The organism is Stenotrophomonas sp. S41 (genome assembly GCF_016624625.1).
Taxonomy (GTDB): domain Bacteria; phylum Pseudomonadota; class Gammaproteobacteria; order Xanthomonadales; family Xanthomonadaceae; genus Stenotrophomonas.
On the sequence record NZ_JACVTV010000138.1, the window covers coordinates 1 to 9,971 of the forward strand.

8 protein-coding genes are annotated in these 9,971 nt (G+C 68.5%); 4 read left to right on the forward strand and 4 right to left on the reverse strand.

The annotated features are described in order from the left end of the window. Positions 1 to 167: 167 nt before the first annotated feature. Positions 168 to 1,298 (reverse strand): DUF3103 family protein, encoded by a 1,131-nt coding sequence (locus IAE56_RS19255; RefSeq protein ID WP_200753636.1) that lies wholly within the window; start codon positions 1,296 to 1,298, stop codon positions 168 to 170. A 216-nt stretch (positions 1,299 to 1,514) separates the two neighbouring features. Then, positions 1,515 to 2,765, reverse strand: coding sequence for a DUF819 family protein (locus IAE56_RS19260; protein WP_200753637.1), 1,251 nt, complete (start codon positions 2,763 to 2,765; stop codon positions 1,515 to 1,517). A gap of 180 nt (positions 2,766 to 2,945) precedes the next feature. Between IAE56_RS19260 and IAE56_RS19265 the strand changes: the two genes are divergently transcribed. Beyond that, positions 2,946 to 3,335, forward strand: a complete 390-nt coding sequence (locus IAE56_RS19265) for a VOC family protein (protein ID WP_108769603.1) — start codon at positions 2,946 to 2,948, stop codon at positions 3,333 to 3,335. Positions 3,336 to 3,444: 109 nt separating this feature from the next. Here IAE56_RS19265 and IAE56_RS19270 read toward each other — a convergent pair whose 3' ends face one another. Both IAE56_RS19270 and IAE56_RS19275 read right to left on the reverse strand, forming a co-directional pair. Beyond that, positions 3,445 to 4,731, reverse strand: a complete 1,287-nt coding sequence (locus IAE56_RS19270) for a HAMP domain-containing sensor histidine kinase (RefSeq protein ID WP_200753638.1) — start codon at positions 4,729 to 4,731, stop codon at positions 3,445 to 3,447. Then, entirely contained in the window at positions 4,715 to 5,425 is a 711-nt protein-coding gene (locus tag IAE56_RS19275) for a response regulator transcription factor (protein WP_108769605.1), read from the reverse strand. The genes IAE56_RS19270 and IAE56_RS19275 overlap by 17 nt, the downstream gene beginning before the upstream one ends. A gap of 132 nt (positions 5,426 to 5,557) precedes the next feature. Between IAE56_RS19275 and IAE56_RS19280 the strand changes: the two genes are divergently transcribed. The 3 genes from IAE56_RS19280 (at position 5,558) to IAE56_RS19290 (ending at position 9,786) form a co-directional block, all read left to right on the forward strand. Continuing rightward, positions 5,558 to 7,261: a glycosyltransferase family 39 protein gene (locus tag IAE56_RS19280; protein WP_200753639.1), complete on the forward strand. Its 1,704-nt coding sequence runs from the start codon at positions 5,558 to 5,560 to the stop codon at positions 7,259 to 7,261. Between the two features lie 111 nt (positions 7,262 to 7,372). Further along, the gene (locus IAE56_RS19285) at positions 7,373 to 8,140 is read left to right on the forward strand and encodes a phosphatase PAP2 family protein (protein ID WP_200753640.1); all 768 of its coding nucleotides are present in this window, start codon (positions 7,373 to 7,375) and stop codon (positions 8,138 to 8,140) included. Beyond that, a complete protein-coding gene (locus tag IAE56_RS19290) occupies positions 8,137 to 9,786 on the forward strand; it encodes a phosphoethanolamine--lipid A transferase (RefSeq protein WP_200753641.1) in 1,650 nt (549 codons plus the stop codon). Before IAE56_RS19285 ends, IAE56_RS19290 begins: the two co-directional genes overlap by 4 nt. Positions 9,787 to 9,971: the final 185 nt, after the last annotated feature.

The window sequence follows — 9,971 nt, forward strand, 5'->3', positions numbered from 1 at the left end:
TGCGGGGTGTGAGCCGCATGGATGCGGCGACCAAGCCCCCATGGATGGGTTCACGGCGTCCCCGCAAACCCACAGTGCCCCGCCAACCCACGGAATGCCCGCTGTTGCTCTGGCTTTGGCCGTTGCCTTGGCTTGCAAGCAGGTGCAGGGCTGCAAGCCCTGCTGCCCTACTCCACCAGGGTGATGGGCGTGAGGGTGACCTTCGCGTTGTTGGCCGCCCCCATGCGATCGGTGTACGCCTGCCCACGCTGCAGCAGGTAGAAGCTGTCCAGGTAATCGATGTCGTTGGCGAACCAGGACGTCGGCATCGCCTTGAGGATCGCACCTGCGATGTCGGCGATCACCGCATACTCCGGCGCGAACGCGCCCAGCGCGGTCTTAACGCCCGTGGTCAGGGCCACCAGCAGCTCCTGGTAGTTGGTGTCGCCGTCATCCTCGAACAACTGCACGTTGGCCGCGTTGAACCGGTAGTTGCCCCAGATCACCAGCGCCTGCTGCGGGGTGTAATCGGTGTTGTCATAGTCCAGGTACGGCATGTCGACCGTGACCATCTCCGGCTCGGCCGTGTCGACCTGCAGGCCGGAAACGACAGCGAAAACCTCCGCCGCGCCCAAGGCCCACGGCTCCTGGTCATCGGCCAGGCGGATGCGGTCCAGCCGGGTGATGTCCAATGAAGCGCTGGCACCATTGGCGGCGATGCTGATGCGCTCGGGCGACTGCAGGCCCCGTGCGCGCAGCCCGGCGTTGACCAGGGCCATGCCCTCGGCCACCGAGCGGCGGGTGTCGACATCGACGATCAGCACGGGGAAATCCGGGGCCTGCTTCGCGTCCAGAACATGTGCACGGCCCTGTGCGTCGTAGGCGGTCAGCGTGGTCCAGTCGCGGTCGTTGCCGCGCGGCAGGCTGGCCACCCACAGCTGGCGCGGCGCGATGGCATCCAGCGACGTGCCTTCGGGCACGTAGGCACGCAGCTGCAGCAGCGCCGGCCCCTGCTCCGGCAGGCCCTTGCGCAGCCGCAGCTGGCCGTCCTGGCGGGCCAGACTGCTGCTGGCCAGCGTGCGCGCCTGCGGATCGAACCGCGTCATCACCTGCTGCAGCGCCACGCCGCGCTCCGGCGCCGCGCGCAGCGCTGAGCGCGCGGCGTCGGCGAAGCCCGGTTGCGCGATCAGCGCTGCGACATCGCGCGCACTGGCATCGGTGATCGCCTGCACATCGCCGGGCCCCGCCTGCAGCGGGCCCTGCGCCAGCACCGAAGCGCTACCCAGCATCAGCGCAAGCAGCGCCGATGCACGAAACATCCATTGATTCGTCATGAACATACCTGTCGGGAAAGCTGGCAGCCGCCAGCGGAGGCTGCGCCGCGAGCCCCCTGCTTCCCCACGCGACGCATGCCGCCACGCTACGTGGCACGCGCCCGACATTCCGTTATCCGCCGCACAGTTCCGGCAGCGGCTGGCGCATGCGTCACGCCCTGCAGCCGCCGAGCGTGGGCTCGGCGCTGCAGCCCCGCGTGATCAGGCGTTGGCCATCCACTTCAGGATCAAGCCGGTGACATACGCCAGGCCGGTACCGGTGGCGTAGCCCACCGTGCCCAGCAGCACGCCCACCGGCGCCAGCGAAGGATGGAACGCCGCCGCCACCACCGGGGCCGACGCCGCCGCACCGATGTTGCCCTGCGAGCCGATGGCGAAGAAGAACAGCGGCGCACGCAGCAGCTTGGCCACCACCCACAGCACCAGCACGTGCGTTGCCATCCAGATCGCGCCGAGCAGGAACAGCCACGGCCGGTCCAGAAGCGACAGCAGATTCATCTGCATGCCGATGCAGGCGATCAGGAAATACAGGAAGACCGTGCCCAGGCGCGAGGCACCGGCGGCTTCCAGCCGGCGCGCGCGGGTGAAGCTCAGGCCCAGGCCCATCGCGGTGGACAGCAGGATGACCCAGACGAACTGGCTGTCCAGGCTGAACTGGCTGGCCCAGCTGACGTTGGCCTTGAACCAGCCTGCCAGCGGCGCCGCGATCGCATGGGCCAGGCCGACGCCGCCCAGCGCCACGCCGACGATGATCATCAGGTCGGTCATGCTGGGAATACGGGCGTTCTGTGCGTCGTAGGCGCTGATGCGCGCCTTCATTTCATCGATGGCGCGGGTGTCGGCGCCGTTGCGGGTATCGATCTGCTGCGCACGGTTGGCCAGGAACAGCAGGATGGCCATCCACAGGCTGGCACAGGCCACGTCGACCACCGCGAACTGGCCGAACGTGGTGGCATCGACGCCAAATACCTCGCGCATGGCCACCATGTTGGCGCCCCCACCGATCCAGCTGCCGGCCAGCGCGGCCATGCCGGCCCAGGTGTCACCGGCCACCGTTTCCGGGTGGATCAGCTTCATCACCTGGAAGGAGACGATGGCGCCGAGCACGATGCCGGCGGTACCGGCGCAGAACACCACGAGCAGTTTCGGGCCGAGCTTGGCGATGCCCTTCAGGTCGATCGACAGGGTCAGCAGGACCAGCGCGGCCGGCAGCAGCACGTCGCGGGCCACCGGGTTGTACAGCGCGGTGTTGTGGCCATCGATGACACCGGCGGTGTTGTAGATGGCGGGGATGAAGTAGCACAGCAGCAGCGCCGGCACCCAGGCGAAGATCTTCTTCAGCAGCGGGGTCGGGCCACTGGCGGCCCAGAAGATCAGGGCAAGGGTGGCGGCAATCAGGCCGAGGCCCACGATGTCGTTGCTGATCAGGGCAGTAGCGGGTTCGGTCGGCATGGGATCCTCTGTCGATCGAAAGAGCGGAAAAAAAACGCCGCAGGATGCGGCGCTGCCCGAGGTTAACATCGCCTTCACGCCGGGTCATGCTGCGCTGCTTGCTGCGGCTCCACGACCTGCGCAGAATTGCCCCATCCCCGACGTTCCATCGCCACCGGCACACCGCCATCGGAGCAGGTCATGCAACTGGGTGCTTTCTCGGTCAGCCTGTCAGTGAAGGATCTGGCGGCCTCGCGCGGGTTCTACGAAGCACTGGGCTTCGTGGTGACCGGCGGTGATGCCGCACGCAACTGGCTGGTGCTGCGCAATGGCGGCATCGTCATCGGCCTGTTCCAGGGCATGTTCGAAGGCAATCTGCTGACCTTCAACCCGGGCTGGGACCAGTTCCGGCAGGAGCTGGGCGAGTTCCAGGATGTGCGCGAGCTGCAGGAGGCGCTGGATGCGCAGGGCATCGAGCTGACCACGCGCACCGATCCGGACGGACAGGGCACGGGGTATCTGCAGCTGGCCGATCCCGACGGCAACGTGATCCTGATCGACCAGCACGTGGAGCGCCCGAAGGGGCGGTAATTGCTCTGGCAGGCGTCGACCTTGGTCGACGGAAAGCGTGCCAACCAAGGTTGGCACCTACCAGGGTGATGACGTGCCAACCAAGGTTGGCATCTACCAGGGCGGTAGGTCAGCCGGGACGCGATGCGCCGAAGTCGAGGGTGACCAGGGTGCCGCGCGGCTCGACGGGCTGCAGGTGCAGGGTCCAGCGCAGGTGCTCGCACAGGCGGGCGATCAGGTCCAGGCCGATGCCGCCGCGGTCGGCGCGTTCGCCACGGGCCATGCGCGCGTGGATGGCGGCGATCTCTTCCGGTGCCATGCCATGGCCCGGGTCCTGCAGGGTCAGTACCGCCTGCGCGCTCAGCCGCAGTTCGATGTGGCCCCGCCCGCTGTTCTCGATGGCATTGCGCAGCAGGTTGCCGATCGCGGCCTGCACCACGGCCAGCGGCGCGACGATGTCCACCGGTGCGGCCTGGATGCCGATGCTCAGGTCCTTGTCACCCAGCAGGTGGCGATGGTCGTCGACGATCTCCGGCAGCAGCTGGTCCAGCGCGATGCGCTCGGCGCGCGCGGCCAGCCGGGCCGGATCGCGGGCCAGCACCAGCAGCAGCTCGATCAGCTGCTCCACGCCCTGCGCGGTACGCAGCACGCGCTGCATCTGCTGGCGCGCGCGTTCGGGCAGCCCCGGTTGCTCCAGCGCCAGCTCGGCCGCACCGGTGATCACCGCGATCGGCGTGCGCAGTTCGTGGCTGGCGGTACTGATGAACACCCGCTCGCGCTCGACAAACTGCTCGTTGCGGTCCAGGTAATCGTTGAGCGCGTCGGCAATCGTGTGCAGTTCCGAACTGCCGCGCGGATCGACGTCGACGCGCTGGCCCTGCTCGCCCGGCCGCAGCGCACCGATGTGCTGGGCCAGCAGGCTCAGCGGGCGTACCACGCGTTCCATGCCGAACGAGGCCATCAGCACGGTGACGAACACCATGATGATGCCGGCCAGCATCACCCAGCGCGTGGCGAACTGTTCGAGGTCGTGGAAGTCGGAGATGTCCAGGGCCAGCGCGACCCGCCCCATCGTGCCGGTGTCGCGCACCATCACCGCCGTCTCGCGCTCACCCACCATCACCCCGTCATGCAGGCCCGGGTGCAGGTCGCGCAGGGTTTCCGGCATGTTCGCTTCGTCGAAGCGGTACAGGCTGAGGGTGTCCGAATCCTGCCAGTGGTACTGCGGTTCGTGCTCGGTGTGCTCGACGATGCTGTCCAGCTCGGAATTGAGCAGCGCGCGCCAGGCGGCATGCTCGGCATGCTCGTGCACGTAGTTGCCCACGCTGAACACCGCCAGCGAAATCAGCGCCAGGTAGCCCAGCAGCCAGCCGATCACACGCCGGTACAGCGGGCCCGGCTTAGGCGCTTTCTTCATCGCTTCCACTGCCTGCACTGCCACTGGCCGCCAACCGGTAGCCGACGCGCGGCAGGGTATGGATCAGCTTGTCGTTGAAGGGGCCATCCACGCTGCGGCGCAGTTCGTAGACGTGTGAACGCAGCAGGTCGCCATCCGGCGGCTCGTCGCCCCACAGGGCGAACTCCAGCTGCTGGCGGGTGACCGCGCCCGGGCTGGCCCGCATCAGCACTTCCAGCAGCTTGCGGCAGGCCGGGTAGAGATGCAGCGCCTGGCCGCCGCGCTGGGCTTCCAGGGTCGCCAGGTCCAGCACCAGGTCGGCCACCTGCAGGCGCTTGCGCGGGTTGCGCCCCTGCGCGCGCGTCAGCAGGGCTTCCAGCCGCACCTCCAGCTCGGGCAGGGCGAAGGGCTTGGTCAGGTAGTCATCCGCACCGGCGCGGAAGCCGGCAATCTTGTCCGGCAGCTCGTCGCGGGCGGTCAGCATGATCACCGGCACTTCCGAACCCTGGTCCGTACGCAGGCGGCGCAGCACTTCCGGCCCTTCCATGCGCGGCAGCATCCAGTCCAGGATCACCGCGTCGTAAGGGTGGCTGGCGGCCAGGTGCAGGCCGGTGATGCCATCGGGGGCCACGTCGAGGACGTGCCCGCGCGACTCGAAATAGTCGAACAGGTTGGCCACCAACTGGCGGTTGTCCTCGATCACCAACAGGCGCATGCACGGAATGTCCACGGAAGTTCGTACCATGGTAGCGCTGACCATGTCGGAATGCGGTCGCCCTGCGCCTGCCTCCGACGCCTTTCCCACGCCCTGTTTCCGACAATGGCCGTTTTGCTCCCGGAGCCCGCTGTGCCCGTAGCCCTGCCCCGCCGCTGGTTCCTGCCCCTGCTTTGGGTGCTGATGATCGTCTCGCTGGGCGCCGGCCTCGGCATGCGCCAGCCGCAGCCGCCGGACGAGCCGCGCTTCGTGCTGGCCGCGCGGGCCATGGTCGACAGCGGGGAATGGCTGCTGCCGCACCGCGGCAGCGAGCTCTACGCGGAAAAGCCGCCAGTGTTCATGTGGCTGCAGGCCGTCGCCCACCAGGTCGTCGGCAGCTGGCAGTGGTCGTTCCTGCTGCCCTCGCTGCTGGCGGCCCTGCTCAGCCTGTGGCTGGTCTCGGACCTGGCGCGACGGCTATGGTCGCCACGGCACTCCCTGTACGCGATGGCGGCGCTGTTCTGCACGCTGCAGTTCGGGCTGATGGCCAAGCGCGCACAGATCGACATGGTGCTGGTGGCAATGACCACCGTGGCCCTGTGGGGCCTGCTGCGCCACCTCAGTGAACGCCGCAACCTGCCGGCGCTGTGGCTGGCCGGCTTCGCCGCTGGCCTGGGCACCGTGACCAAGGGCGTGGGCTTCCTGCCGCTGTTGATGGTGCTGCCCTGGTTCGGCTGGTGGCTGTACCAGCGCCGCCGCGGGCAGGCCGTGTCCGGCCCGCACCCGGCCACCCTGCTGTGGCTGCTGCCGGCCTTCCTGCTGGGCACGGCGGTGTGGCTGGCGCCGCTGGGCTGGGCCCTGCTGCACGAACCCAGCGCATCGCTGCAGTCGTATGCGCACGAGCTGCTGTTCAAGCAGACCGGCACCCGTTACGCCAACGCCTGGCACCACCGCCAGCCGGTCTGGTACTACCTGCAGGTGATCCTGACGCTGTGGCTGCCCGGCAGCCTGCTGCTGCCGCTGCTGGCCAAGCCCTGGTGGCGCCGCCTGCGCCGTGGCGACCGCCGGCAGTGGCTGCTGCTGGGCTGGGCGCTGCTGGTGCTGCTGTTCTTCAGCGCCAGCCCGGGCAAGCGCGAGGTCTACGTGCTGCCGATGCTGCCGGCGATGGCCCTGGCCGTGGCCCCGCTGCTGCCGGGCCTGCTGCGCCGCCTGTGCGTGCGCCGCTACCTGTTCGGCTACAGCCTGGTGCTGATGCTGGCCACCGGCACGCTGGGCGTGATGATGATGACCGACAGCCACTGGGTGCAGGCCCAGCTGGCGCGACGGGCGATGCCCGATTCGCTGCTGCCGGTGCTTGGCAATGGCCTGCTGGTCTTCGCCATTGCCGTGGCCACGCTGGCGGTCTGGCTGCGGGTGCGTCGTGCGGCCCTGCTGGTGCTGCTGACCCACGGCATGCTGTGGATGCTGTACGGGCTGGTGCTGATGCCCACGCTGGACCCCTACGCTTCGGCGTCTGCGCTGATGCAGCGGGTCGGCAAGCGGATCGGACCGGATGCCGAGCTGGCCCTGGTGGCCTGGCGCGAACAGAACCTGCTGCAGGCCGACCGGCCGGTGCGTGAGTTCGGCTTCAAGCGCCCCTGGGCCGAGCAGTGGCACGATGCCGGCCCGTGGCTGGCCAAGGCCCCGGAAAAGCGCTGGGTGCTGGTGCTGGACAAGGCCATGAGCCCCTGCGTGGATCCGGCCCAGGTGATCGACATCGGCATCGCCAACCGGAACCGCTGGCAGCTGCTGCCGGGCAGTGCCTGGGACGCCAGCTGCCATGCCGAACGTGCCGGTGCTTCGGAAGAAGAAGACTGAACGCTGGCTCGCGCCGGGGCGGCATTAACCCGGCGCGAACAGATGTACGACCCTTCTCCGACATGAAGGTGACGAGCATGGCCGCGGATTCCTGCCATGGCCCCTTCCCGCATGCCCGCTCGTCCCCTTGTCCCGGCTTCTGCCTTCACGCCTTCGTGGCTGGCATCGCGTTTCGCACTGACGCACCTGCTGCTGCCGTTGGCCGTCGGCGTTCCGCTGTTCGTCCTGTTGATGGGCTTTGGGGGTGACGAGTGGGTGGCCGACCACCTGTTCCGCCTGGAGGGCGGCCACTGGGCACTGCAGGATGCCTGGCTGACCCGCGCGGTCGTGCACAAGGGCGGCAAGTGGCTGAGCACGGCGGCGGCCCTGGTGGCGATCCTGCTGTGCTTCCACCACTGGCGTCGCGGCCGCGACCGCACCCTGCGCTGGGCGCTGCTGTACGTGGTGGTGGCGATGGCGCTGGGCACCGGCCTGATCTCGCTGCTCAAGGCGCTGGTGCCGATGGACTGCCCCTGGGACCTGCTGCGCTATGGCGGCCACGAGCCCTTCATCGGCCTGCTGGCCAGCCGTCCCGAGGGCATGCCTGCGCGTGCCTGTTTCCCGGCCGGCCATGCCAGCGCCGGCTACGCCTGGCTGTGCCTGTACTTCTTCGCCCTGCTCTGGCGCCCGGCGTGGCGCTGGGCCGGGCTGTGGATCGGCCTCGGCAGCGGCCTGGTGTTCGGCATCAGCCAGCAGCTGCGTGGCGCCCATTTTCTTTCGCATGACGTTGCCACGGCCTTGCTGTGTTGGCTGCTGTCGCTGGGCCTGTTCCTGATCACGGAGCGGCTGCTGGCCCGGCGCACGCTGGAACGTCCGACCCGCCAGGAGGCACGTGCATGAATGCATCGGTCCAACGTTCGCTGCGCCTGCCGGCACTGGCCAGCCTTCATCGCTGGCGCCCGCAGCTGTCCACCGAAGCGCTGATCGCGCTGACCAGCCTGTTCTTCGCGGTGGCCGGCAACGGCCTGTTCTGGCACAGCGCGATGGCCAGCCATCCCGGCAGCCTGCGCTACGCGCTGTCGCTGTTCCTGCTGCTGCTCGGCGCGCACGGCGTGCTGCTGGGCATCCTGGTCTGGCGCTGGAATGCCAAGGTGGTGACCAGCGTGCTGCTGCTGGTGACCGCCTTCGCCGCGCACTACATGAGCCAGTTCCACATCTACCTGGATGCGGACATGCTGCGCAACGTGCTGGCGACCGATCCGAAGGAAAGCCGCGAGCTGATGACGGCCTCGCTGGTCTGGCCGGTGCTGCTGCTGGCGGTGCTGCCGATGGTGCTGCTGTGGCGGGTGGAACTGCGCCGCCGCAGCTGGGGCCGCACCCTGCTGTGGCGCGTGGGCTTCCTGCTGGTGGCGACGGTCACCACCGTGGGTGGCGCGCTGATTTCGTTCCAGGATGTCTCGGCGCTGATGCGCAACCAGCGCGAAGTCCGCTATCTGGCCACCCCGGCCAACGTGCTGCTGGGCATGCCGCGTGCGCTGCGCGGCGACAACCCGGTGCAGCGCGCGCCGAAACTGCCGATCGGCACCGATGCCAAGGCCACCCCGCGCGCGCCCACCAGCAAGCCGCGGCTGCTGGTGATCGTGATGGGCGAAACCGTGCGTGCGCAGAACTGGGGCCTCAACGGCGGGCGCAACACCACGCCGGAACTGGCGCAGGCGCCGGTGATCAATTTCCCGGACATGCATTCGTGCGGCACCAGCACCGAAGTCTCGCTGCCCTGCATGTACTCGCCCTGGGGCCGGCACGAGTACGACGAGAAGAAGATCCGCGCGCACCAGTCGCTGCTGCACGTGCTGAACCGCGCGGGCGTGACGCCGCTGTGGCGTGACAACCAGTCCGGCTGCAAGGGCGTTTGCGAAGGCCTTGATTTCCAGTCACTGTCCGACGCGACCACGCCCGGCCTGTGTGCGGATGGCCGCTGCATGGATGAGATCCTGCTGCAGGATCTGGCCACGCAGGTGCGTGCCAAGCCGGGCGACCGGGTGGTGGTGCTGCACCAGCTGGGCAACCATGGCCCGGCGTACTTCGAGCGCTACCCGGCCGCCTTCCGCCGCTTTACGCCGACCTGCGACACGCGTGACATCGGCCGCTGCTCGCGCGAGGAGATCACCAACAGCTACGACAACGCGGTGCTGTACACCGACCACTTCCTGAGCAAGACGATCGGCACGCTGCAGGGCCTGCAGGACTACGACACGGCGATGATCTACCTGTCCGACCATGGCGAGTCGCTGGGTGAGAAGGGCCTGTTCCTGCACGGCGTACCGTACGCGATCGCTCCGGCAGAGCAGACCAGCGTACCGATGACGATGTGGTTCTCGCCGGGCTTCGCCCGCAGCCGCGGGCTGGACCTGCAGTGCCTGCGCAAGCGTTCGGCGGCGTACACCGACCACGACAACCTGTTCCCGTCGGTGCTGGGGCTGATGCAGGTGAAGACGGCACTTTACGAACGCGACCGCGACCTCTTCGCCGGCTGCGAGAGCTGAGGGGTTGTGTTCTGGCAGGGCTTGCAGCCCTGCACCGGCTTCAAGCCAGAGCAACGTCAAGTTCAAGAGCTGGTTTGCTGAGGGTTGGCGGGGTGGGTCCGGTTGAGGGGGACGCCGTAAATACGTCCTTGTAGGCTCGGTCGCCGCATCCATGCGGCTCACGCCCCCTCAACCGGACCCACCCC

Bases quoted from the DNA above. Each gene is read 5' to 3' on its own strand.
- IAE56_RS19255 (WP_200753636.1), bottom strand. From the start codon at position 1,298: ATGTTTCGTGCATCGGCGCTGCTTGCGCTGATGCTGGGTAGCGCTTCG.
- IAE56_RS19265 (WP_108769603.1), top strand. From the start codon at position 2,946: ATGCAACTGGGTGCTTTCTCGGTCAGCCTGTCAGTGAAGGATCTGGCG.
- IAE56_RS19275 (WP_108769605.1), bottom strand. From the start codon at position 5,425: ATGCGCCTGTTGGTGATCGAGGACAACCGCCAGTTGGTGGCCAACCTG.
- IAE56_RS19260 (WP_200753637.1), bottom strand. From the start codon at position 2,765: ATGCCGACCGAACCCGCTACTGCCCTGATCAGCAACGACATCGTGGGC.
- IAE56_RS19290 (WP_200753641.1), top strand. From the start codon at position 8,137: ATGAATGCATCGGTCCAACGTTCGCTGCGCCTGCCGGCACTGGCCAGC.
- IAE56_RS19270 (WP_200753638.1), bottom strand. From the start codon at position 4,731: ATGAAGAAAGCGCCTAAGCCGGGCCCGCTGTACCGGCGTGTGATCGGC.
- IAE56_RS19285 (WP_200753640.1), top strand. From the start codon at position 7,373: ATGCCCGCTCGTCCCCTTGTCCCGGCTTCTGCCTTCACGCCTTCGTGG.